This window comes from Streptomyces sp. NPDC031479, from assembly GCF_055581065.1.
On record NZ_JBVIKC010000004.1, the window covers coordinates 233993 to 257589 of the forward strand.

General features: G+C 74.0%; 17 protein-coding genes. 10 read left to right on the forward strand and 7 right to left on the reverse strand.

The window, feature by feature from the left end; translation table 11 throughout:
• Positions 1–594 precede the first annotated feature (594 nt).
• Positions 595–1863 (forward strand): helix-turn-helix domain-containing protein, encoded by a 1269-nt coding sequence (locus tag ACZ5D2_RS07485; RefSeq protein WP_371680160.1) that lies wholly within the window; start codon positions 595–597, stop codon positions 1861–1863.
• Here the strand turns inward: ACZ5D2_RS07485 and ACZ5D2_RS07490 are convergent.
• On the reverse strand, positions 1763–3721 hold the full coding sequence (locus ACZ5D2_RS07490) for an APC family permease (RefSeq protein WP_371680159.1): 1959 nt from the start codon (positions 3719–3721) through the stop codon (positions 1763–1765). The two genes, ACZ5D2_RS07485 and ACZ5D2_RS07490, sit on opposite strands and share 101 nt — an antisense overlap.
• Before the next feature lie 196 nt (positions 3722–3917).
• Here ACZ5D2_RS07490 and ACZ5D2_RS07495 point away from each other — a divergent pair, with 196 nt between their 5' ends.
• Positions 3918–4331 carry an SHOCT domain-containing protein gene (locus ACZ5D2_RS07495; protein WP_371680158.1) on the forward strand — a complete coding sequence of 138 codons (414 nt, stop codon included), beginning with the start codon at positions 3918–3920 and terminating at the stop codon, positions 4329–4331.
• 57 nt (positions 4332–4388) lie between these two features.
• Here ACZ5D2_RS07495 and ACZ5D2_RS07500 read toward each other — a convergent pair whose 3' ends face one another.
• Together ACZ5D2_RS07500 and ACZ5D2_RS07505 are read right to left on the reverse strand one after the other, a co-directional pair.
• Complete coding sequence (locus tag ACZ5D2_RS07500) at positions 4389–4844, reverse strand: (2Fe-2S)-binding protein (protein WP_030231481.1); 456 nt, start codon at positions 4842–4844, stop codon at positions 4389–4391.
• A 16-nt stretch (positions 4845–4860) separates the two neighbouring features.
• Positions 4861–7134 (reverse strand): xanthine dehydrogenase family protein molybdopterin-binding subunit, encoded by a 2274-nt coding sequence (locus ACZ5D2_RS07505; RefSeq protein WP_371680157.1) that lies wholly within the window; start codon positions 7132–7134, stop codon positions 4861–4863.
• A gap of 550 nt (positions 7135–7684) precedes the next feature.
• Between ACZ5D2_RS07505 and ACZ5D2_RS07510 the strand changes: the two genes are divergently transcribed.
• On the forward strand, positions 7685–9109 hold the full coding sequence (locus tag ACZ5D2_RS07510; protein WP_371680156.1) for a PP2C family protein-serine/threonine phosphatase: 1425 nt from the start codon (positions 7685–7687) through the stop codon (positions 9107–9109).
• A gap of 154 nt (positions 9110–9263) precedes the next feature.
• Here the strand turns inward: ACZ5D2_RS07510 and ACZ5D2_RS07515 are convergent, their stop codons facing one another.
• Entirely contained in the window at positions 9264–10760 is a 1497-nt protein-coding gene (locus tag ACZ5D2_RS07515; protein ID WP_371680155.1) for a DNA-binding protein NsdB, read from the reverse strand.
• Positions 10761–10992: 232 nt separating this feature from the next.
• Here ACZ5D2_RS07515 and ACZ5D2_RS07520 point away from each other — a divergent pair, with 232 nt between their 5' ends.
• From ACZ5D2_RS07520 to kstD, 3 genes are all read left to right on the forward strand, one after another.
• Positions 10993–12123 carry an aminoglycoside phosphotransferase family protein gene (locus ACZ5D2_RS07520; RefSeq protein WP_371680154.1) on the forward strand — a complete coding sequence of 377 codons (1131 nt, stop codon included), beginning with the start codon at positions 10993–10995 and terminating at the stop codon, positions 12121–12123.
• Positions 12124–12348: 225 nt separating this feature from the next.
• Positions 12349–12942: a hypothetical protein gene (locus ACZ5D2_RS07525; RefSeq protein ID WP_468927882.1), complete on the forward strand. Its 594-nt coding sequence runs from the start codon at positions 12349–12351 to the stop codon at positions 12940–12942.
• An 86-nt stretch (positions 12943–13028) separates the two neighbouring features.
• Positions 13029–14822 (forward strand): 3-oxosteroid 1-dehydrogenase, encoded by a 1794-nt coding sequence (gene kstD / locus ACZ5D2_RS07530; RefSeq protein ID WP_371680152.1) that lies wholly within the window; start codon positions 13029–13031, stop codon positions 14820–14822.
• A gap of 71 nt (positions 14823–14893) precedes the next feature.
• Here kstD and ACZ5D2_RS07535 read toward each other — a convergent pair whose 3' ends face one another.
• A complete protein-coding gene (locus tag ACZ5D2_RS07535) occupies positions 14894–15394 on the reverse strand; it encodes a hypothetical protein (protein ID WP_266836831.1) in 501 nt (166 codons plus the stop codon).
• 422 nt (positions 15395–15816) lie between these two features.
• Between ACZ5D2_RS07535 and ACZ5D2_RS07540 the strand changes: the two genes are divergently transcribed.
• From ACZ5D2_RS07540 to ACZ5D2_RS07555, 4 genes are read left to right on the forward strand one after another with little or no spacing between them, the layout of a single operon-like run.
• On the forward strand, positions 15817–16416 hold the full coding sequence (locus ACZ5D2_RS07540) for a hypothetical protein (protein WP_371680151.1): 600 nt from the start codon (positions 15817–15819) through the stop codon (positions 16414–16416).
• 14 nt (positions 16417–16430) lie between these two features.
• Positions 16431–16961, forward strand: a complete 531-nt coding sequence (locus ACZ5D2_RS07545; RefSeq protein ID WP_371681372.1) for a toxin-antitoxin system, toxin component — start codon at positions 16431–16433, stop codon at positions 16959–16961.
• Positions 16962–16963: 2 nt separating this feature from the next.
• Positions 16964–18148, forward strand: coding sequence for an MAB_1171c family putative transporter (locus ACZ5D2_RS07550; RefSeq protein WP_371680150.1), 1185 nt, complete (start codon positions 16964–16966; stop codon positions 18146–18148).
• The gene (locus ACZ5D2_RS07555) at positions 18145–19560 is read left to right on the forward strand and encodes an NAD(P)/FAD-dependent oxidoreductase (protein WP_371680148.1); all 1416 of its coding nucleotides are present in this window, start codon (positions 18145–18147) and stop codon (positions 19558–19560) included. The genes ACZ5D2_RS07550 and ACZ5D2_RS07555 overlap by 4 nt, the downstream gene beginning before the upstream one ends.
• Positions 19561–19643: 83 nt before the next feature.
• Here the strand turns inward: ACZ5D2_RS07555 and ACZ5D2_RS07560 are convergent, their stop codons facing one another.
• Both ACZ5D2_RS07560 and ACZ5D2_RS07565 read right to left on the reverse strand, forming a co-directional pair.
• Positions 19644–20462 (reverse strand): maleylpyruvate isomerase family mycothiol-dependent enzyme, encoded by an 819-nt coding sequence (locus ACZ5D2_RS07560; RefSeq protein WP_468927889.1) that lies wholly within the window; start codon positions 20460–20462, stop codon positions 19644–19646.
• A 66-nt stretch (positions 20463–20528) separates the two neighbouring features.
• Positions 20529–23372: an ATP-binding protein gene (locus tag ACZ5D2_RS07565; RefSeq protein ID WP_468927891.1), complete on the reverse strand. Its 2844-nt coding sequence runs from the start codon at positions 23370–23372 to the stop codon at positions 20529–20531.
• Positions 23373–23597 lie beyond the last annotated feature (225 nt).

The following is a 23597-nucleotide window of genomic DNA, read 5'->3' on the forward strand; positions in this document are numbered from 1 at the left end:
CGCGTGGCAGCTTGGCCGGATCGTGTTCGTTTCTGATCAAGAGTGTGATCAGGGGGTCGTTTCCGGGATCGGATCACGACATCGGCGGCAGATCACCGGCCGGCCGGAAGGACCCTTCCTCCCCTCTCAACGTACCCCTGGCGGCTCGGTGTGCGCAGCCAGTGGTACACGGCCGCCCCGCCCGCCCCCGGGCCCGGGGCGCCTTCCGTCCTTCCGTGGCCGCGGACCCGGACGGGCCCGGCGGGGAGGGGACATGGAGATCGGCGATGCGGTGGAAACGGCCGGAAGGACTCGGCCGCGCCCGGAGTCCAGCACGGCGATGTGGATGCTGCGCTCGCGGCGCATCCGTTCCAGGAGCCGGCGCAGCAGTACCTCCGTGTCCGGCGGGCCCGCGAGTTCGGCGGCGTCGAGCAGGGCGGCTCGGCGTTGCGGGTTCTGTCGCATGCGCGGATCCCTGGGGTGTGGAGGGGGTGCGGACGGGGTGCGGACGGGCCTTTTCCTGAGCACTGCACGCGCAGTGCTCAGCACACGCCGGCGGACCTTCGCGCTCCGGGCCCTCCCCACCGCGGCCCCGCCCGTGCAACCCTGCCCGTCATGGAGCGGATCATCGAGGAGATACGCGAGGACCTGGAGCGCCGGATCGGGATCGCCGCGGAGCGGCTCGCCGACCGGACCCTGACCGAGGATCCCGCCTACGCCGCCCGGCTCGGGCGGGCCGAGCTGCGCGAGCGGATCCACCTCACCCTGACCCAGGCCGTCGACGGCCTGGTCCGCGGCGCCCGGGGGCTGCCGGCCGAGCTGGCCGACGCCCGCGCCACCGGCGCCCTGCGCGCCGAACAGGGGGTGCCGCTCGCCTCCTTGCGGCGGACCTACCGGCGCGGCGGACGCCTGCTGTGGCAGAGCCTGACCGAGGCGGTGGCCGCGCACGACCGGGCGGAGCTTGCGGGGCTGCTCCCGGGTGCGGTGGCGCTGTGGGACGTACTGGACCAGATGACGGACGCAGCGTCGGAGGCGTACCTGCGGACCGAGGCCGACCGCGGCGAGCGCGAACGGGAGCTGCGGGCGGCCCTGCTGGACACCCTGCTCGACGGCGGTGGCACCGCCGGCGGTGTGGCCGCGGCGGCCGGTCGGCTGGGGCTCGCGGACCGGGGCCGCTACGCCGTGGTCGTCCTCGGCGCCGGCGCCCCGGGAGCCCGCGCCGGCTCCGGGCCGGGCGCGGACGCGGGCGGGCCCCGGGTGCTGTGGCGGGTGCGCACCGACGGGGAGACCGGCCTCGTCGACCTGGGCCACCATCCGCTGGACTCGCTGCGCGACGTCCTCGCGCCGCTCGGGGTGCCCGTCGGGGTCAGCCCCGTGGTGGCGGCGCCGGCGGCGCTGGCCGGGGCCCGCCGGCTCGCGGTCCTCGCCCTGCGCACCGCCCCGGAGGCGGCCGATACCGGAGCCGGAGCCGTCCTGCTGGACGAGCGGCTCCCCGCGGCCCTGGTGGCGGGCGACCCGGAACTCGCCGGCCGGCTGCGCGAGGTGGTGCTGGGTCCGGTGCTGGCGCTGCCCCCGGAGGACGCGCGGGTGCTGCTGGACACCCTGGGCACCTGGCTGGCCTGCCGGGGCTCGACGACGTACGCCGCCCAGCGCCTCTACTGCCACCGCAACACCGTCTCCAACCGGCTGCGGCGCCTGGAGCAGCTCACCGGCCGCGCCCTCTCCGACCCGGCCCACGTGGTCGAACTGGCCCTGGCGCACGCGGCGGTGGCCCAGCGGCCCGCTACCCGCGCGGAGCCCCCGCCTCCCGCTCCTCCCGGGGCCGGGGGTGGCGCGCCGACTCCAGCAGGTACGGCACGTCGATCACCGCGACCCCGGGGGTGAACAGCAGCCGCGCCTTGAGCCGCAGCGCGTTCTGGTTGTGCAGGGGCTGCTCCCACCAGTGGCCGACGACGTATTCGGGGATGACCACCGACAGGACGTCGGTGCCCTCGGCGGCCGCCCGTTCCTCCACGTACGCCATCACCGGTGCGACCACTTCGCGGTAGGGCGAGTGCAGGACCTTCAGGGCGATCCCCGGGTCGTGCGCGGCCCAGGCCTCGCGCAGCCGCTGCGCGTCCTCCTCGTCGGCGGCGACGGACAGGGCGGTGAGGGTGTCGGGCCGCAGCCCCTGAGCGTAGCCGAGGGCCTTGAGCGTGGGGGCGTGGACGGAGGCGACGAGGACGATGACGTGGTGGCGGGCGGGTCTGCGGGGTTTGATCCCGGGGGCGACGGTGACCTGGCGGGCGACGACGTCGTAGTGGCGGCGGACGCCCTTCATGCCGATGAAGAGCGCGGGCATGGCGATGACGACCAGCCAGGCGCCGTGCGTGAACTTGGTGATGAGGACGATGACCAGGACGACGGCGGTCATGCACGCGCCGACCGCGTTGATGGCGAGCCGGCGGTGGATGTGGACCCGGTCGGCGCGGGGCGTGGCCGCCGAGGCGAGTGCGCGCCGCCAGTGCCGGACCATGCCCGCCTGGGAGAGGGTGAAGGAGACGAAGACGCCGATGATGTACAGCTGGATGAGACGGGTCAGTTCGGCGTCGAAGGCGACGATCAGGGCGATGGCCGCGAGGGCGAGCAGCACGACGCCGTTGGAGTAGACGAGCCGGTCGCCGCGGTTGTAGAGCTGGCGCGGGGCGTAACGGTCCTTGGCCAGGATCGAGGCGAGCATCGGGAAGCCGTTGAAGGCGGTGTTCGCGGCGAGGATCAGGACGCCGGCGGTGACGGCCTGGAGAAGGTAGAAGAGGAAGTGCCAGTCGCCGAAGGTGGCGCGGCCGATCTGGGCGAGCGCGGTGGACATCGGGGTGCCGGGCGGCAGTCCGAGTTCGGTGGGGTCGGCCGCGACGTGCACCTGGTAGGCCATGGCGAGGACGGTGATGCCGGAGAACATCGTCACGGACAGCACGCCCATGGCGGCGAGGGTGGTGGCAGCGTTCCTGGCCTTGGGCTTCTCGAAGGCGGGGACGCCGTTGCTGATGGCCTCGACGCCGGTGAGGGCGGTGCAGCCGGAGGCGAAGGCGCGCATGGCCAGGAGGACCACGGCGAAGCCGGTGTAGGTGCCGACGGCGTGGATCGGCAGGTCGGCCGACTCGGCCCGGACGCTGTCCCCGGTCGCGAAGCGGACGGCGGCGACGGCGAACATCACGTAGACGACCAGCACGAAACCGTACGTGGGGATGGCGAAGACGCGGCCCGACTCCCGCACGCCGCGCAGGTTCATCAGGGTCAGCAGCACCACGAAGGCGACGGACAGGGCGACTTCGTGGTCGCTGAGGGAGGGGATCGCGGAGGTGATGGCGTCGACCCCGGAGACCACGGACACGGCGACGGTCATCACGTAGTCGACGAGCAGGGCGCTGGCGGCGGTGAGGGCGGCGGTCGGCCCGAGGTTCTCGGAGCTGACGATGTACGCGCCTCCGCCGCCGGGGTAGGCGTGGCAGGTCTGCCGGTAGGAGGCGATGACGACCACCAGCAGGAAGACGATGGCGGCGGCCGCGTACCACGTGAGGTGGAGCAGCGCGACCCCGCCGAGGGCGAGGATCAGCAGGATCTCCTCGGTGGCGTAGGCCACGGAGGAGAGGGGGTCGCTGCAGAAGATCGGCAGCGCGAGCCGCTTGGGCAGCAGGGTCTCACCCAGGCGCGCGGTGTCGAGGGGCTGACCGACCAGCACGCGTTTCAGATTGATACGCCTCATTCCGGCATGATCGTCCATCGGTGCCCGGTTTACGGGGAAGCGACCCGTCCGTCCGGCCGCCGTCGGGCCCCCGCCGGGCCCGCGTCGGGCCTCCGTCCGGCCCAGTGGCGATCTTGGGGGGCTGCTGCGATGGTGATCACGTCGGCCGCCCGCGCGCCACGCGAACGGACGGCCGCCCGAACGAAGGAGGACGGCCATGGAGGCATCCGTCTATCTGGCCTACGACTACCCCGTGCTGGGCGCGTTCTGGACGGTGATGTGGATCTTCCTCTGGGTCCTGTGGCTGGTCCTGCTCTTCCGCATCATCGTGGACCTCTTCCGCGACCACGAGATGAACGGCTGGCTGAAGGCCCTCTGGCTGCTGTTCCTGATCCTGATCCCGTTCCTGGGCGTCCTGGTCTACGTGATCGCCCGCGGCAAGAACATGGGCAAGCGCGAGATCTCGCACGCGCAGGAACAGCAGGAGGCGTTCAACAGCTACATCCGCGAGACCGCGGGCGGCTCCGGCAAGAGCACGGCGGACGAGCTGGCCAGGCTCTCCGAGCTGAGGACCAAGGGCGATCTGACCGAGGCCGAGTTCCAGCAGGCCAAGCAGAAGCTGCTCGCCTGACCCCCATGCGGCGCGGGGGGGGCCGGATCCGTCGGGATCCGGCCCCCGCCCACGGCCTCACATCCGGGCGGCGGCGCTGCGGATGGCCTCGCGGATGCGGAAGTAGGTGCCGCAGCGGCAGATGTTGGCGATGGCGTCGATGTCCTCGTCCGTCGGCTCGCTCGTCCGCCGGAGCAGCGCCACCGCGGCCATGATCTGGCCCGGCTGGCAGAAGCCGCACTGGGCCACGTCCTGCTCCAGCCAGGCCTCCTGCACGGGGTGCAGCACGTCCCCGTCCGCCAGGCCCTCGATGGTGGTGACCCGCTTGCCCGCGCAGGCGGAGACGGGCACCACGCAGGGGCGGACGTCCGTGCCGTCGAGGTGGCTGGTGCAGGCCTTGCAGACGTCCACCCCGCAGCCGTACTTGGGGCCGGTGACGCCCAGCATGTCGCGGAGCACCCACAGGAGGGGCAGGTCGTCGGGTGCGTCGACGGTGACGCTCCGCCCGTTGACGGTGAAGGTGTGCGAGGGCACGGCGTGCTCCAGTCGGTCAGCGCGGGTAGGGGGTGAAGTCGACGTCGAAGTCGAGGGGGAAGCTGCGCGGCTTGGAACCGGTGGCGCGGGCCCAGGCGTTGGCGATGGCGCCGACGGCGGCCGGCACCCCGAGCTCACCGGCACCGCCCGGGTCGGTCCCGGTCGCCGGGAGCACGAAGACCCGTACGTCCAGCGGGGTGTCGCGCTGCTTCGCCCAGTGGAACTGGCTGTAACTTCCCTCCAGCGGCAGCCCCTTGTCCAGGTGCAGCCCGGCCCGCAGCGTGGTGGAGATCGCGTCGGTGAGGCCGCCGATCATCTGTGCCTCCAGGCCGCTCGGGTTGACGGGCAGACCCACGTCCACCGCGATCACCGCCCGGGTGACGCGCAGGTGCTCCGGATCCCGGGTGTCGATCTCCACCAGGCAGGCGGTGCGGGACTTGTACTCCTCGTGGAAGGCGATGCCCTGAGCGCAGCCGGCGGGCAGCGCGCGCCCCCACTCCCCCTCGGTGGCCACCTTGTCCAGCACCGCGCGCTGGGCGTCGGTCTTCAGGAAGGTGCGGCGGAAGCGGTACGGGTCCTTGCCCGTGGCGGCGGCCAGCTCGTCGACCACGATCTCCTCGGCGCCCCGGGTGTTGGCCGAGTAGACCGAGCGCCAGGACCCGGTGGGGACGCCGGTGGGCACCTCGCTCAGCGCCTGGGTGGTGAGCCCGAAGTGGTACGGGGACTTCACCGTGGTCAGGAACAGGGTCTGCGCCAGGGTGGCGTTGCCGATGCCCGACGGCAGGCTCGCCGCGGTGGCGGTGATGATCTCGCCGAGCCCGTGCCGGAAGTCGGTCTCCGCGGCGGCGACCCGGTGCTCGAAGCTGAGCACCTCGCCCAGCAGGTGGGTGGCGCGGATCCGGTGGTGGGTCGCGGGGCGCATCCGGCCGTGCCGGGTGTCGTCGACGCGGGTCCACATCAGCTTCACCGGGCGGCGGCAGGCCTTGGAGATCCGGGCGGCCTCCAGGGCCGCGTCGAAGAACAGCCGCCGCCCGAAGGAGCCGCCGGCCTGGACCACGTGCACCTTCACCTTGTCCAGCGGCAGCCCGAGGTCGGCGGCGATGGTCTCGCGCGCCACGATCGGGGACTTGAGCCCGGACCAGATCTCGGCACGGTCGTCCCGCACGTCGGCGACGGCGGAGTTGGTCTCCATCGGGGCGTGGCTGACGAAGGCGAAGTCGAACTCGGCGTCCACGTACGGGGTGAGCAGCGGCGGCACCAGCAGCGGAGGAACGGCGGCCCGGAGCTTGGCACGGATCTGCGCGTCCGAGAGCCGGTCGGCGGGGCCGGGGCCCCAGAGCACCTGGAGGGCGGCCTTCGCGTCCAGCGCCTGTCCGAAGGTCTCGGCGACGACGGCGACCCCGGTCGGGACGGTGACCACGTGCAGGACCCCGGGCATGGCCCGGACGGCGTCGAGGTTGGACACGCTCCGCACGGCGCCGCCGAGGGTGGGCGGACGGCGCACCACGCAGGGCTTGGCACCGGGCACGTCGAGGTCGAGGGTGTACTTCTGGGCACCGGTGACCATGGCCCGGGCGTCGATGCGGCGGGTGGGGGTGCCGACGAGGGCGTGCCGCGCGGCGGGTTTCGGGGTGGCGCCGAGGACGATCAGGCCCGGCGCCGCCGCCTCCGCGGAGAGGCCGCCGTAGTCGGCGGCGCGGCCGTCGGGGGCCCGGACGACGCCGTTCGCGGTGGTCAGGCGGGAGGCGGGGAGGTTCCAGCGGACGGCCGCCGCCGCGACGAGGCGGGCGCGGGCGGTGGCGGCGCACTGGCGGACCGGGCCGTACAGGGACCGGATCGAGTTCGAGGAGCCGGTGAGCTGGTTGAACAGCAGCTCGGGGCGTGCGTCGTCGAGCTCCACCCGGACCGAGCCCAGGGGCGCGTCGAGTTCCTCGGCGACCAGCATGGCCACGGCGGTGGTCAGGCCCTGGCCGACCTCCTCGCGCGGCAGCCGGAAGCGGATCGTGCCGTCCGCCTCCACCGCGAGCGCCAGCAGGGCGGAGGTCGGGGCACCGGCCAGGATGAACAGGTCACCGAGGTCGACCAGGTCGGCGATGGCGGGCAGGGTCGGGACCACGGCGTGCGCGGGCTGCGGGGCGAGCACGTCGGCCCCGGCCCGGGTGACCAGTGCCAGGGTCGGCGCCCCGACGAGGTAGGTCAGGAAGGACCGCCGGCTGCTCCCGGAGCCGGCCGCCGGTCCGTCGGCGGCGGACGCGGACGCGGATCCGGTCACCCTGGTCTGTTCGGTCATCTGGTCGTGTCCCCGCCCTGCCCCCGGCCCGCCGCTCGGACCGCCACCGGCTGATTACCGACACGTAGAGTAGCGATCACCGGACGGGGTGGGAAGCGCGGGGACGGAGTGACCCCAGTGGCCACGGACCGCGCGCCGAGCCCGCCGGGTTCGGCCCTCACGGGACTCGGATCCCCCTTCCGGGGGATCCCCCGGAGGGAGTGATCACGGGCTCGCCCGGGGGGCCCCGCTGGTGCGAACACTTCGCCCGTACGCTCGATGAATGGCGCGCGGAGCGCCCTTTTCCGGCCGTCCCGGCGCGGCCCCGCGCCGGGCGGGCGGAGGGACGGACCAGCTCCTCCCGGCCGGCCGGGCCCGCAGCGGGTGACCGGATTCGTTCGTACGCGCGCCGGGAGACCGGAAGGCCTGCGGCATATGCCGGGAGCAAGGCCTGTACGGATGTTGCCAAACGCCTTACAGCCCGTCGCGGGCTGTGCCACAGTCGTAGCCGGTCCTGCTTCAGGACCTGGCCGTGCCGCGTTCTCATCGCCGCGCCTGCATCGGAGTGCCCATGCCGTCCCATCTGTACGCGGACCGCCCCGCGCAGCCGCCCGAGCCGGGACCGGTGGACGCCCTGATCTCCCGGACCCGGCGGCTGCGGGGCGACGTGGACGCGGTGCGCCGCGACACCGTCGTGGACGAGGACGACCCGCAGGGCCGCTGGCAGCGCGCGCTCTGCGACCTGGCCGTGCACCAGCTCGACGACCTCGGCGAGCACCTCGGCCGGCTCAGGGAAGGGCTGCCGCCCGCCCCGGAGCCCTCCGGACTCCCCCCGGTGGCGCCCGGGACCACCACCGAGGACCGGCACACCCGCATCGGCAGCGCCGAGTGGAACCTGCTGACGGACGAGGTCACCTGGTCCGAGGAGCTCTTCCAGATCTTCGGCCGCTCTCCCGAGGCCGGTCCGCTGCCCCTCGACGAGCTGGGCTCCACCCTCTTCTCCGAGGACCAGCCCCTGCTGACCGCGATGGTCACGGACTGCCTGGTCGACGGGAAGCCGATCGACGGCGAGTTCCGCATCGTCCGGGCCGACGGCCGCGTCCGGACGCTGCACATGAGGGGCGAGCCGGTACTCGACTCCGACGGCTGCACGGCCACGATGTGGGCCGTGCTCCGCGACGTGAGTGAACTGCGCCGGAGCCAGCGCGCGGTACGCGAGTCACAGGACTCGCTCCAGCGCCGGCAGGAGATCGCGCGGACCGAGCACCGGCTGGCGGTCGAACTGCAGGAAGCCGTGCTCCCCCCGTGGCGCGGCTCCCTGCGGTTCCCGCACGACAGCGCCGCCGCCGTGGACGTGGCCGCGCGGTACCTGCCCTCCACGACCGGCTCGCTGATCGGCGGCGACTGGTACGACGCCCTCGAACTGCCGGACGGCCGCTCCCTGCTGACGGTCGGCGACCTGACCGGGCACGGGGTGAGCGCCACGTCCGGCATGGCCATGATGCTCGGCGCCCTGCGCGGGATGGCCATCGCCGGGATCGAGCCCGGCCCGCTGATGGGCTGGCTCAACCGACTGCTGGAGGCCTCCGTACAGCCCGCCCTGGGCTCGGCCGTCTGCTGCAGCTACGACCCCGCCCGCCGGTTGCTCACCTGGGCCCAGGCCGGTCACCCCGCGCCGCTGCTGTTCCGGTGCGGCCGGGGCCGGGCGCTGCGGCCGCCGGAGGGCGTGCTGCTGGGCGCGACCGCGGGGGCCGCGTACGGGCAGGCCGAGGAGCTGCTCGAACCGGGCGACGTGCTCGTCCTGCACACGGACGGACTGGCGCCGCGCGGCATCGAGTTCGGCCGGTCGGACTGCGCGGAACGCCTCCTGGCACTCGCGCCGCGGATCCCGGCGGCGCGTTCGGCGCGGGACTGCGTACGGCTGGTGACGGAGGAGTTCGGCGAGGGCGAGCGGGAGGACGACGCCTGCGTACTGGTCGCCCGGATCGGCGGCTAGGGCACCGCGTACCGGTCTGCGGGCGTCGGCCGGCGGACCGCAGCCCGGCGACGACCGCAGGTTGGTGGCCGCGCCCGGGGCGCGGCCCTTCGTCGTTCCCCTCCGGTTCCGCGTCCGTTCCCTTCCGCATGCGTTCCGTGGCACCCTTCCCCCTCTACGCCTCCGTCCCACGGGCGACCCTCGGCGCGGGTGCGTCCGGCAGGGCCAGCTTGATCTCCTCGCGCAGGTCCTCGATACGGGCGTAGCCGGCGTACTGGCCGGTCAGCCGGTACATCTCGCGCAGCCGGTCCCAGGTGCGGTGCGAGCTGGTCTCGCTCATGGAGACCAGGGCCAGCCGGGCGTAGCGGTCGGCCTGTTCCGGTTCGTCGGCGATGAAGCAGGCCGAGGCCATGGAGATGTAGTCGAAGGTCTGGGAGCGCTGGTAGCCGTCGCCGCGCAGCCGCAGTGCCTCCCGCGCGTGGCGCGCCGCCACCGGCGCCGCCGTGGCGTCGTGGTCGGCGAGCGTCCGGTACGCCAGGGCCTGCATCCCGTGCAGGTCCGCCTCGTCGAAGTGCTGCATCCACGAGGGCGGCGGTACGTCGCCCTTGTCGGACACGAAGAGTTCCTCGGCCTCGCCCAGGGTGCGGCGCATGGCCTGGCCCTTGCCCATGGCGGCCTGTGCCCAGGCCTCGATGGTGTGCAGCATGGCGCGGGTGCGCGGGAGGGTCTGCTCGCCGGAGCCCGACTGGGCCAGCTTCATCAGGTCCAGGGCCTCGTTCGGCTTGCCGAGGTGGACCATCTGCCGGGCCGCCCGCGAGAGCGCCTCTCCGGCGCGCGGGCGGTCGCCGCCCTCGCGGGCCGCGTGCGCGGCGATGACGAAGTACTTCTGCGCGGTGGGTTCGAGGCCGACGTCGTGCGACATCCAGCCCGCCAGCACCGCGAGGTTGGCCGCCACCCCCCACAGCCTGCGCTGGAGGTGGTCGGGGTGGTGGTAGGCGAGCATGCCGCCCACCTCGTTCAGCTGGCCCACGACGGCCTTGCGCTGCAGGCCGCCGCCCCGGGAGGCGTCCCAGGCGCGGAAGACCTCCACCGAGCGCTCCAGGGCCTCGATCTCCTGGGAGCCGATGGGGGCGGCCTCGTAGCGGTCGTAGCCCGCCGGGTCGGCCTGGTGCGCGTCGCCGAAGCGCTGCGCGTTCTTGGCCGCGGCGGGGTCGGAGTGGAGCCAGTCGTACATGGCGTTGCTGAGGGCTGAGCCGGCGGTGAGCGCGGCTCCCGCGCCCATCAGGCCGCGACGGTTGAGCATGAGGTCCATTCCCGTGAATTCGGTGAGGACCGCGGCTGTGCGTTCGGGCGCCCAGGGCACTCCGTCGGGGTTGTCCTTCGCCCCGTCCGGCTGCCGTTTGGTGGTGCGCCTCTGCCGTACGAACCCGAGGTCCTCGATGGTCACGACACGACCGAGCCGCTCGGTGAACAGTGCTGCCAGTACCGTGGGCACCGGTTCGCGCGGGGTCTCCCCCATGTCGATCCAGCGCCGCACCCGCGAGGTGTCGGTGGCCAGTTGGTGGTGACCCATGGCCGCCGCCTGCCGGTTGACCATCCTCGCCAGTTCGCCCTTGGACCAGCCGGCCAGGCCGAACAGGTCGTTCAGACGGGTGTTTGGACCCTTGCTCACGTCAAGCCCCCAGGTTCTCGGCTGAGTTGACAGTAACCCCCTGTCAGATCCCCGTGGACTATTCGCCAGGGTTCGCCAGGGCACGCCCAGTGGTTCGCCAGGGACCGCCGGGTGTCAGGTAGGAATGCGCCTCCCCGACCCGGTTCACCGGCGGAACTCCCCAGGGTGAAGTACGGGATCCGGCGGGGCGGCGTACGCAACTCGTCGGCGCACGAAGGGAACCGTAAACGCCATGTACGCAGCAACGTCCTCCGTGTCCGCCCCGGTCCGTCCGCACCGCACCCTCCAGGCGGGGGGCGGCCCGTACCTCGAACCCGGCCGCGCGCCGGCCCCGGCGCAGGGCGCCGGCGCCGTACGGGCGCGGCGGATGCCGGGTACCGGATCGCAGCCGCTCAGCGGAAGAATCGACCTGTCGGGGCCGCAGGGAGCACAGTTGCGCACCGCGCTCGCCTCGGTGCAGCGGATCTGTCCGGAGTTCGCTCCGGTACAGGTCCTGCGGCGGAGCGGCCGGTCGGTCCTGCTGGTGGGAACGACCGGGCGGATGACCGCCGTCGCGAAGGTCTTACTGGACCATTCGCCCGAGTGGCGCGAGCGGTACCGGCACGAAATAGCTGCGTACCGGACCTTCGTCCGGCACCGTCCGCCGGTACGCGTGCCCCGGCTGATCGCCGCCGATCCGGAGAACTGCGTACTGATCGTGGAGCGCATGGCGGGCCGGGTCGCGGCGCTCCAGCGGCACCCGGTGGAGGCCCCGCCCCGGACGGACCTGCGGGCCGCCCTCGGAGCGGTGTGCCGGGTGAACCAGTGGCGGCCGCCGACCGACCTGTTCGGACACCCGGTGGACTACGCGCGGCGGATCAGCCGGGACCACCAGCTCGGGCTGCTGCCCGACCGGGACTTCGGCGACCTGCAGAAGCTGCTGCACGGCCTGCGGCCGGCGGGGATCCCCTGGCAGTTCAACCACGGTGACGCGCTGCTGTCGAACCTGCTGCTCTCCCCGGCGGGTCCGGTGCTCCTGGACTGGGAGCACGCGGGCTGGTACCTGCCCGGCTACGACCTGGCCACGCTGTGGGCGGTGCTGGGCGACGCCCCGGCGGCGCGCGGCCAGATCAGCCGGCTCGCCCAGTCGGCCGGTCCCGCCTTCCGGGACGCCTTCCTGGTCAACCTGATGCTGGTGCTGACCCGGGAGATCCGGATGACCGAGACGGCGGTGCAGCGGTCGATGACGGCCGCCGCACCGACGCAGCCGCTGCCCGCGGGGGCCCTGTCCTCCGGGGAGGAGCAGCGCCTGCTGCTGCGCCGCCTGCACGACGACGCCGGGATGGCGCGCAGAGCGGTCAGGGCCGCGGTCGGCACGCGCTGATCCCGCCCCCATGACGCGAAGTCCCGTGGCTCCCACCGCCACGGGACTTCGCTCGTGTGCGTACGCCCACGCTCCGCTCGTGTGCGTACGCCGCGCGGCGGATCCGCCTTCCCCCGCGCGGGCGAGGCGGATCGCTCCGGCGGGGGATCCACGGGCCCGGGGGCGGCTGCGATCTTCGGAGGGCACCCCTGAAGACGCCGGACGCCGGCCACCCCGGAGGACACCGTGCCCGTACAGATGATCGACGCCCCGCCGTCGGGCGGGCGCCTGCGCGCCGCCTGGAGGACCGCACACTCCCCGGTGCCCGGGGCCGCGCGGTGGGCCCGGGCCGCCGCGTACGCGGTCCCGTTCACCGTGCTGCCGTCCGGGATCTGGCGGCTCGGCCTGCTCTTCGCCGACGATCCCGAGGGGGCCCGGGACAACCTGCCCGGGTGGATCCCGATGCGGGTGTACCTGGTCGCCCTGACGGTCTTCACCGAGCTGCTGGCCTTCACCGCGGTCGGGCTGGTCGCCGCGTGGGGCGAGCGGGTCCCGCGCCGGCTGCCGGTCCTGGGCGGGCGGCGGATACCGGTGGCGGCCGCCGGGATCCCCGCCGCCCTCGGCGCCCTCGCGCTGACCGTCCTGTGGGGCTTCGTCGCGTGGAGCCAGGTGGCCGGGACCACCGTCACGGGCGAGCCGCTGCCCGACGACTTCCCCGGCCGGGCGGGGGGTTTCGCCGCCGTGTGGTTCTACGCCTGCTACGCGCCGCTGGTGCTGTGGGGCCCGCTGCTCGGCGTCGCCACGGTCGGGTACTGGACGCGGCGGCGCCGGATGCCTTGACATCCCATGATCCCCCGAACAGGTTTCTGACTCAGCATCAGACATGCTGGAGCCACCCTTCCCCTCCCTCCCGCCGGAGCCCGCCCATGTCCGCAAGCGCTTCACGCACCTCCCCCGCCGCCGCCCTCCCCTCCAGGCGTACCGTCCTGGCCGGGACCGGCGCCGGGGTGCTCGCCGCCACCGTGCTCCCGTCCGCCGTCGCGCGGGCGGCCGACGGGCCGCCGCTCGGCGAGTACGACGTCGTCGTGGTCGGGTCCGGGGCCTCCGGGATGACCGCCGCGCTCACCGCCGCCCGGCGCGGGCTGAGCGTCCTGGTGGTGGAGAAGGCCCCCACCTTCGGCGGGTCGGCCGCCCGGTCCGGTGCCGGGATCTGGCTGCCCAACAACTCGGTGATCCTGGGCGCCGGGGTCCCGGACACCCCTCAGAAGGCGGCGACGTACCTCTCGGCCGTCGTCGGCCCCGACGTACCGGCCGACCGCCAGGCGGCGTTCCTGGCGAACGGGCCCCGGATGCTGGACTTCGTGATGGCGAACAGCCCGCTGAGGTTCCGCTTCATGGACGGCTACAGCGACTACTACCCGAACCTGCCGGGCGGGCTGCCGGGCGGCCGGTCCGTCGAGCCGGACCAGATCGACGGGAACGTCCTGGGGGCGGAGCTGGCGCACCTCAACCCGGCGTACATGCCGGTGCCCGCCGGGATGGTGGTCTTCAGCCAGGACTACAAGTGGCTGAACCTCGCCGCGGTCAGCGCGAAGGGGCTCGCGGTGTCCACGGAGTGCCTGGCGCGCGGCACCAAGGCCGCGCTGCTCGGGGAGAAGCCGCTGACCATGGGGCAGGCCCTGGCGGCCGGGCTGCGGGCCGGACTGCTGCGGGCGGGGGTGCCGGTGTGGCTGAACAGCCCGCTGGTCGACCTGGTGCAGGAGGGGCCGGACGGTGCCGTGACCGGCGTCGTGGTGGAGAAGGAGGGCGTACGGGGCGTCGTACGGGCGCGCAAGGGGGTGATCGTCGGCTCCGGCGGCTTCGAGCACAACGCGCAGATGCGGGCGCAGTACCAGCAGCAGCCGATCGGCACCGAGTGGTCGGTGGGCGCGAAGGAGAACACGGGCGACGGGATCCGGGCCGGGCAACGGGCGGGCGCCGCGCTGGCCTTGATGGAGGACGCCTGGTGGGGGCCGTCGATCCCGCTGCCCGGGGAGCCCTACTTCTGCCTGGCGGAGCGGACCCTGCCGGGCGGTCTGATCGTGAACCGGGCGGGGGCGCGCTTCGTGAACGAGGCCGCTCCGTACAGTGACGTGGTGCACGTGATGTACGAGAAGGACCGGGCGGGGGCGGGTTCCCACATACCGGCGTGGCTGATCGTGGACCAGAACTACCGCAACCGGTACCTGTTCAAGGACATCCTGCCGACGCTCCCCTTCCCCGACTCCTGGTACGAGGCGGGCGCGGCGAAGAAGGCCTGGACCTGGGACGCCCTGGCGGGCCAGATCGGGGTGCCGGCGGCCGCGCTGCGGGCGACGCTGAACCGCTTCAACGCCCAGGCGTGGAACGGCACCGACCCCGACCAGCACCGGGGCGACACGGCGTACGACCACTACTACACGGATCCGGCCGTGCAGCCGAACTCGTGTCTGGCCCCGGTCTGGGTACCGCCGTTCTACGCCTTCAAGATCGTGCCGGGGGACCTGGGCACGAAGGGCGGGATCGTCACGGACGCCCGCGCCCGCGCCCTGCGGCCGGACGGCTCCGTGATCCGGGGCCTGTGGGCGGCGGGCAACGCGAGCGCGGCGGTGATGGGCCACAGCTACGCGGGGGCCGGATCGACGATCGGGCCGGCGATGACCTTCGGCTACGTGGCGGCGAACGACATCGCGGACGCCTGACCGGAGCGGCGGAGCCGCAGGCACCGGCGGGGCCGGCCCGGGAGGGCCCGCCCCGTCACGGAGGGGACCGTTCAGCCCTGCTGGAAGAGCTCCGCGGGCAGCGGCTTGAGCAGCGCGTAGAGGTCGTCGGTGATGGGGCGGTCCCAGCTGGCGATGGTCACGAGGACGTTGTCGCTGCGGTCGAACTGGACGCAGGAGATCCGGCTCTCGGAGAGCTTGACCTTCCGGACGATGAGGAGGTTGTCACCCTGCATGACGGGGCAGTCCTCGGAGCCGGTGACCTCGACTTCCTCGTCGTTCTCCAGAGCGGCGAGGAGCTGGGCCACCTCGAAGGGGACCTGGCCCTCGGCGAGGTCCCGGGCCGGGGATCCCTCGGGGAGGTTGCCGATGATCATCGCGGGGCCGCGGCCGCCGAACAGGTCGTAGCGCAGGAAGACGCCCTGGCAGCTGCCGTCGGGAGCGGGCAGCAGCCCGGCCCCGAGGTTGCCCGGCCAGTCCCCCGGGTCCATGGCCAGGACGTCGAAGTCCGGGCCGGCGGGAGTGGCGGCACGGTGGCGGCGGAGGAAGGACATGCCGCCATGGTACGTGGCCGCGGCGCTTTTCCGGCCCCGGGGGCCCGCGTCCGGGCGAAGGCCCCACGAAGGGCACACGGCGGGCCTGCGGCGGTTCCGCGACGGGCCTCCCGGCCGCCGCCCCCGCCCGCCCGGAGATCCCGGACCTGCGCGTATGGACCGTCCGACCGCTGTACTCCTTACCGTCCGGACGGACGGGAGGCGGGTCGCCGCGTCGGACCGCGAAGCACGCTCCCTTTCCCGCCACAGTCCCGCTCACTGGCTGTATCTTGCTGTCCATCCCCACCACCGGTCCGGCCGTCCTCCGTGCGACGACACGACGACGACCAGTCCGGCGCTGAGGATCTTGTGACCGGGGGGACGGGGCGTCCCTCCACGAGTGCAGACGGATCTGCCCTTCGGACGTATGGGAGCACAGACAGATGGCGGAGTCTGTCCTGTCCCTCGCCACGACGCTCGCCCGCATACGGGCGCTCGCCAAGGAGAGGCAACTGGACCTCGACGAGATCCTGGACGCGGAGGCCCTCGCGGCACGCACCGGCGTACCCGCCGAGGTGACGGCCGCGCTGCTGCGGGGCGAGGAATTCGCGGATCCCACGCCCGAGGAGGCCGGGGAAACGGTCCACCGGCGCGCGGCCTTCCTGTACGCCACCTCCCGGGACACCAACGGCCGCCCCTACTCCGTCGCGGACATCGCGGCGGCCATCGGCGCGCCCCCGGAGCGGGTCGACCGCCTGGTGTCGGGCGGGCCCCTGCCGCAACAGCGGCACTGCGAGGAGTTCGCGGCCTTCTTCGGCCACGAACCCGCCTTCCTGACGGACACCCCGGCCCAGGCCCTGGACAGGGCCCTCCAGCCCGCGGTGCGGTCCCTCGACAACGGACCGGGCGATCTGCTGGCCGAACTCACGGACCACTACGGTCTGGTCTCCATATCCACCCGGGGCAGAACACTCAGCCGTACACAGGAGACACTGCTCCTTGGCATGATCACCTCGATGCTGTCCGCCGAGGAGGTCCGGTGAACGTCTCTCGCTCCATGCGCAAGCTCTGCACCGCGCTCACCTCGTCGCTCGACCTGGAGGCGCCGGTCGAGCCCCAGACGCTCTTCCGCGCCCTCTGCGACGCCATGAGCCGCAGCCGGGGCGGCCGCCCGATCGTGCTGCGCTTCGAGCGCTTCCCCACCGAACTGACCACCTCGGGACTGTGGCTGAACATGGAGGAGTACGACATCGTCGTGGTGGAGAAGTACACGACCCCCGACCACCAGCTGGTCATCCTCGGACACGAGCTGTGGCACATGAAGGCCGGGCACTGCACCGAGCACGGACGCGGGGCGGCCGCCGCCGCCCGCTCCCTGCCGGACGCCTCGGACCTGACGTACGCCAGCGTCGCGGCGCGCTCCCACTACGAGGACGTCCAGGAGATCGAGGCGGAGAGCTTCGGCCTGATGCTCGGCGACCGGTGCCGGCCCTGGCTGGTGGGCGGCGACGCCCCCGGCGCGGTGCGCAGGAACGACGTCGCCGGGCGCATCGGCAACGCGCTCGGCTACCGCGGACCGATCGGTTGACGGTGAACTCCGACAAGTACTACATCCCCTACCTCATCCCGGCCGCGATCCTCACCCTGGCGTTCGCGATCCGGCTGCCCGTGATGATGAGGTTCTGGCGCATCGATCCCAACGTGCGTTCCGTGGGCGGCCTGCTGCTGCTGGCCTCCGCCGTCTTCTACTGCGGCCGTCCCAAGACGCTGGGGGCGATGAACCGCGGGACGGGCGTCCCGAACATCGCGGCGCCCATCCTGTACACGCTGCTCACGCTGTTCTGCGCCTCCTGCCTGGTGATGATCATCCACTGGCGGGGCGGCGATCCGCGGCGCGTGCGGCGCACCAGCTGGACGATCGGCATCGTCTACTCGGCCGTCGTCGCCGGTCTGTGGATCACCTTCGCGTTCGCCGACGTACCGGTGGAGCGTCTGCGCGATCTGGACACGTACTACGCCAACACCCCCTGGATGCGCGAGCACATCCTGCTCTACCTGGGCGCCCACACCATCGCCTGCGCGATCACCTCGGTGGTCACCTGGTCCTGGCTGCGCCAGGTCTCGGGCTGGCTGCGCGCGGGCCTGGTGCTCCTCGTCATCGGCTTCATCCTGAACCTCTGCTACGACACGGTGAAGCTGATCGCGGTGTTCGCCCGCTGGAGCGGCAACGACCTGGACTGGCTCAGCACCTACGTCGCCCCGCCCATCGCCGCCGTGTGCGCGCTGTTCATCGCGGTGGGCTTCATCCTGCCCCACGCGGGCGAGGCCCTGCAGCGGATAGGGACCGACTACTACCACTTCCGCTGCCTGGTGCCGTTCGTGAAGGAACTGGAGCCGCTCGACACCGGTTCGCTGAGGCTGCCCCGGCGCTCCCCCATCAGCCGGCGCCTCGTCCAGCGCAGGACCCAGATCAGCGACGGACTGCTGCGCCTCCAGCCGTACATGGAACCCGAGGTCCGGGAGCGGGCCCTCGCCGAGGCACTGGCCCGCAGGGAGGCCCCGGCCCAGGCCGCGGCCACCGCCGACGCGGTCGCCGTGGTCGCGGCGCTGCGCCGCATGAGCGGCGGTGCCGAAGCCGAGGAGGCGGCCGCGGCGGGCCAGGCCCAGGCCCCGGACCTGGTCGCGGTGTCCAAGGCCCTGCGCCGGTCCCCGGCCGTCACCTCCTTCCGCGCCCGGTCCGGGCCGGCAGACCATCCAGAGAGCGTGGGTTCATGAGCAGCACCGCACCGTCGTCAGCGGGTCCGCGCACCGCTGTGGTCATCGGCGGCAGCCTCGCCGGGATGCTGACGGCCGCCGCGCTCGCGGAGTCCGCCGACGTGGTCGTCGTGGAACGGGACGCGCTGCCCGATGGTCCCCTGCCGCGCCGGGCGCTGCCGCAGGCCCATCACGCCCACCTGCTGTGGTCCGGCGGGGCGGCGGCGATCGACAGCCTGCTGCCGGGCACCATCGGCCGGCTCATGGACGACGGCGCCCACCGGATAGCGCTGCCGACCAACATGGTGGGCCTCTCCCCGGCCGGCTGGTTCCGCCGCTGGGCCGAGGCCTCCCACTACGTGGTCGTGGCCAGCCGCGACCTCCTGGACTGGCACGTCCGCCGGGCCGTGGGGGCCCTGGCACGGGTCAGGGTCGTCGACCGTACGGAGGTGCTGGGCCTGGAGGGTGACGCCCGCCGGGTCACGGGGGTCCGGGTGCGCGAACGGAGCGGCGCGGAGCGGGTCGTCGCGGCGGACCTGGTGGTCGACGCCTCCGGCCGGTCCTCGCGCGCCCCCGCCTGGCTGACCGGGTTCGGCATGGCGGAGCCCGCGGTGCGGACGGTCGACCCCGGTCTCGTCTACGCCAGCCGGATCTTCCGTGCCCCCGAGGACCTCGCGAACGCCTTCCCGGTCATCGTGAACGTGCAGGCCGATCCGCGCGAGCCCGGTCCGGGCCGCTCGGCGACCCTGGTGCCGATCGAGGGGGACCGCTGGCTCGTCACCCTGTCGGGGACGCGGGGCGGCGAACCCACCGCGGATCCGGAGGCGTTCGAGGACTTCGCGCGGGAGCTGCGCCACCCGGTCGTCGGCGAGCTGATCGGCGGGACGGAGCCGCTGACCGACGTGGTCGTCACGCGGACGACCGTCAACCGCAGGCACCACTACGAGAAGTCCGCGCTGCCGGAGGGGTTCGCCGTCATCGGGGACGCCGTCGCCGCCTACAACCCGGTGTACGGGCACGGCATGTCGGTGGCCGCGCAGAGCGCCCTCGCCCTGCGGGCCGTGATCGCCCGGCACGGCTGGTCCGCCGACGGGCTCGGCGCCCGCGTGCAGAAGGCCGTCGCCGGGCCGGTGAGCGCCGCGTGGGCGCTGTCCACCGGCAACGACGTCTTCTACCCGGGTGCCATCGAGGGGGGTCCGACGCGGGCTGAGAAGGTGGCCGCCGCCTACGTGCGGCGGCTGCTGCACACGAGTACCGGCAACGGGCGGGTGGCGCGCGCCGTCACCGACGTGATGACCCTGGAGCGGCCCGCGGCCCGGCTGTTCACCCCGCCGGTGCTGCTGGCCGCCGCGCTGGGCCCGCGCCGGGCGCAGCTGACCGGGCCGCCGCTGGCGGAGGCCGAGCTTGCGGCGGTCGCGGCACTGCGCGGGTGAACGGTGCCGCGGGGGCGCGTCCCCCGCGGGTGAGGCGCGTTCGCGCGGGTGGGCCGCGTCCGCGCGGGTGAGGCGCGTTCGCGTCAGACCGGCGGGACGAGCGTGAACCAGTGCGGGAGCAGGGCGGGATCCCCGGTGACGCGCGGTTCCCGGGCGGGCCTGCGCTGCCAGAGGTGGAGCAGCAGGTCGGAGGCGGTGGCGGCGAGCTCGACGTGCGCGGGGCCGTCGTCGCCGGGCTCCAGGCGGACCTCGTCGCCCCGGAACTCCACCGTCCAGGTCTCGGGGCCGTCGGTGCGGCGGAAGCGGTAGCGCTCCCCGTCCCCGGCGGGGGCCGGCTTCCAGCCGCGCCGGGCGGGGGCCATCACCTCGAAGGTCTGGCTCACGGCGTCGGCCGCCAGGTCGGGGTCGAAGGGGGCGGGTTCCCCGGTGACGTCCTCGGCGTCCCAGCGGTGGACGGCCTGTTCGATGGTCTGCATCCGCAGCCAGAAGCCGCTGGTCCGCTCCGCCGACCAGCTCCATACCGGGACGTCGGGGCCGAGCCCGCCCAGTACCTCCGCCAGGCCGCGGGCGGCCTCCGCCGACCAGTCGAACAGTTCCCCGGGCACCGGGCCCAGGGTCGGGGTCCGGTCGGGCAGCGGCCAGGCGGCGCGGACCGCCGGGTCGGCGGGGAGCCCGTAGAGGGACGGGTCGGTGGGATCGGACGCGGTGGTGAGCCGCTCGCGCAGGATGTGGGTGAGGAACCGCTGGACGCTGCCGAGGTGTCCGGCGAGGTCGGCGACCGACCAGCCGGGGCAGGCGGGCACCAGGGGCGGCCGGCCGCCCGGGCCGGCCGCGCGCCGCAACGCCCGGTCGAAGGCGGCCGCTTCGGTCAGGAAGATCCCGATTCGGGTGGAGTGATCCATACGGGCCACTGTGCCCGGCGGCGGGTCCCGCGGCCCCGGCTTGCGCCACGGGTGAACGCCACGGGCTCAGTGTCCGCCGCGGGCGAACGCCGCGAGTGCGTCGGGCAGGCCGTTCAGGTCGGTGCCGAGCTTGCGGCAGACGGCGGACAGTTCGGGGCCCGGCGTCGGCGCGCCCCGGACGGCGTCCTCGGCTGCGCGCAGTTCCTCCGGGGTCGGCTCGTCCTCCCAGGAGGAACCGCAGGGCAGGGCGCCGCCGAGGGCGACCAGCCGTTCGGCGGTGCTCGCCGCGAGGGCGTCGGCGCCGCACTCGCGACTGGTGATCAGCGCCCGGGTGAGCAGTTCCCGGTCCCCGCGCTCGGTGCCCAGGGCCGCCAGGGCGCGGGCGAGTTCGTATCCGGCGGGCGAGCGCGACAGCAGGGCGACCGCCTCCTCCAGGAGGGCCGCCCGCTCCCCCGGGGCGTCCGCCACCTCCGCGCGGACGCGCAGGGCCTGGCCGATGGCGGAGGGGGCGCCGAAGGCACGGGCACGGCCGAGGGCCTCGGCGGCGAGGGCGCGGGCCGCGGCGGGGTCCTCGGGGGCCACCGCGCGGGCCAGGTGGAGCTGCCAGGGGCACCAGGCCGGGTTCTGGATGCCGCGCGGGGTCAGCCGGCGGCCGACCTCTTCGAGTGCGGCGACCGCCGCCTTCGTCTCGCCCCGGGCCAGCAGCAGTTCGGCGTGGACGGTCTGCGAGTCGGGGAAGACGACGGCGGCGGGGAAGGGCTCGCCGTACCCGTGCTCGCGCGCCAGTTCCCAGGCCTCGTCCACCCGGCCCCGTGCCACCAGGGTGGTCAGGAGGATGGCGATGGCGTACCAGTGCACCGGTGTACGGCGGCCCACGCGTTCGGCGAGGCGCAGGCCGGCGCGGGCCAGTTCCTCGGCCGCGGCGAGCTGTCCGCGCCGGTAGCGGATGTAGGCGCGCAGCCCGTGGGCGAAGGAGAGGTGGGCCCCGCGCCAGCCCTGCCGTTCGAACTCGGCGGTGCCGGCGGCGAAGAGCTGCTCGGCGCGGCCCGGCCGGTCGGCGTACATGTGGACCATCGCGGTCAGTACCGGGACCTCGAAGCCGCGGTCGGCGTAGGCCCAGCTGAAGGGTTCCCCGAGGACCCGGCGCGCGTGGTGCAGGACCGTCTCGACGCTCTCGCCGCGCAGGCAGGCGTCCCAGGCGCGCAGTCCGATGACGTACCGCTCGGTGAGGTCGCGGCCGCCGAGGCGGTCGGCCAGTTTGGCGAGCCGGCGCGAGCGGGCCGGGGAGTCGGCTTCGGCGGCGTCGAAGGCGTCCCACATGAACTGCTCGGACTGCAGGCGCAGCCGGGCGCGGGCGTCCGTGGTGTGGGGGATCTCGCGGGCGAGGAGGTCGGAGGCCTCGGAGAGGTGGTCGCTGTGGGCGAGGACCTGGGCGAGCCGGATCACGATGCCCTGGCGCAGGGCCGGGTCGTCGAAGGGTTCGGCGAGGGCGGCCCGCAGGTGGTTGACGGTGTTGGCGGGTTCGGTGAGGAGGGAGGCGCAGCCGAGTTCGTAGAGCACGGCCGCGCGTTCGTCGAAGTCCGGGGGTTCCTGGAGGGCGCGGTCGAGCTGGCGGCGGGCGGCTTCGGGGGCGCCGGCGCGCAGGTTCTCGGCGGCGGCCTCGCGCAGGGTGCGCACGACCCAGGGGTCGTTCTCGGGCTGGGTCTCCAGGAGGTGGCGGGCGGCGGCGGAGGGGCCGAGTCCGGCGTCGACGACGGCGGCCGCGGCCTTTCCGTGGAGGGCGACGCGCAGGGCGTCGGGGATGCCCCGGTAGATGCCGGTGGCGAGCAGCGGGTGGACGAACTCCAGCGGGGGGCAGCCCTCGGGGTCGCCGTCCTCGGCGGGCGCGGACAGGATGCGGGCGTCGCGCAGCCGGGTGGTGGCGTCGGCGGCCTCCTCGGCTCCGAGGCCGGCGACGCGTGCGGCGATCCGCTGCGGGATGGCGGTGCCGAGGACGGCGCAGGCCCAGGCGAAGCGGACGGTGGAGGGCCCGAGGCCGTGCAGGCGGGCGATGAGCCCGCTGCCGCGCTGGGCGGCGGCGAGGTCGCGCAGCAGGGGGGCGCTGGCCGAGGTGGGTTCGAGGCCCTTGGCCCGGACCCGGGCGGTGAGTTCCACGGCCTCGAAGGGGTTTCCGGTGGTGACGGCCCAGGCCTCGCGGCAGAAAACCTCCTCGGCGTGTTCCCCGACCGTTTCGCGGACCAGCGTGGAGACGGCGGCCGCGCTGAGCGGGGCGAGGCTCAGCGGGCGGCGGCCCGCCCGGCCGGGCAGGCCGCGGAAGGCCTCGGCGTGGGCGGGCAGTTCGTCGGGGCGGTAGGCGACGACGAGGAGCAGCGCGAGGTGTTCGGCGCGCGGGGCGAAGGCGGCGAGCCAGCCGAGGGACTCGGGGTCGCCCCAGTGGGCGTCGTCGAGGACGAGTACGACGGGGGCGCGCTGGACGGTGAGCTGGGTGAGCACCCAGTCGAGCCCGTCGCGCAGGCCCTGGGGGTCGGGCGGGGCCCCCTGCCCGGGGGCACAGAGGCCGAGGGCGGGGCCGACGATCGGGTACCAGCCGCCGAGGGCGGCGCGCAGGGAGGCTTCGGAGCGGCCGGCCAGCCGGGGCTGGATGAGCTGGCGGGCGACGTGGAAGGGCTGGCTCTGTTCCTGTTCGCCGCCGCGGGCGGCGAGGAGGGTGCAGGAGCGGGCGAGTGCGCTGCGGCGCACTTCGGCGAGGAGGGTGGTCTTGCCGAGTCCGGCGGGGCCGGAGAGGGCGAGCAGTCCGCCGCCTGCGTCGGGTCCCGATCCGGTGAGCCGGTCGAGGGCCGCGTCGAGGGCGACGAGTTCCGTTTCGCGTTCGAAGAGCGTGTGCCGCGTGCGGGCGTGACGGTCCGTCATGGCTGGAACCCCCCTGGCCGGTTCGGGGCCTCAGCGTACGCCCGCACGCGCGCGGCGGAGGTCCTACGGCCGGGAAAGATCGATTTGTTTTACCGATTTGCCTATTCCGTCGAACGTGCGGCCGGTTCCTCCGGTACGGAGACGGCTCCGGCGGCCCGGCCGGCGGCCACGAACAGGTGCTCGTGGTGGTGTCCGGCGATCACGTCGCAGCTGAGTCCGCGCCCG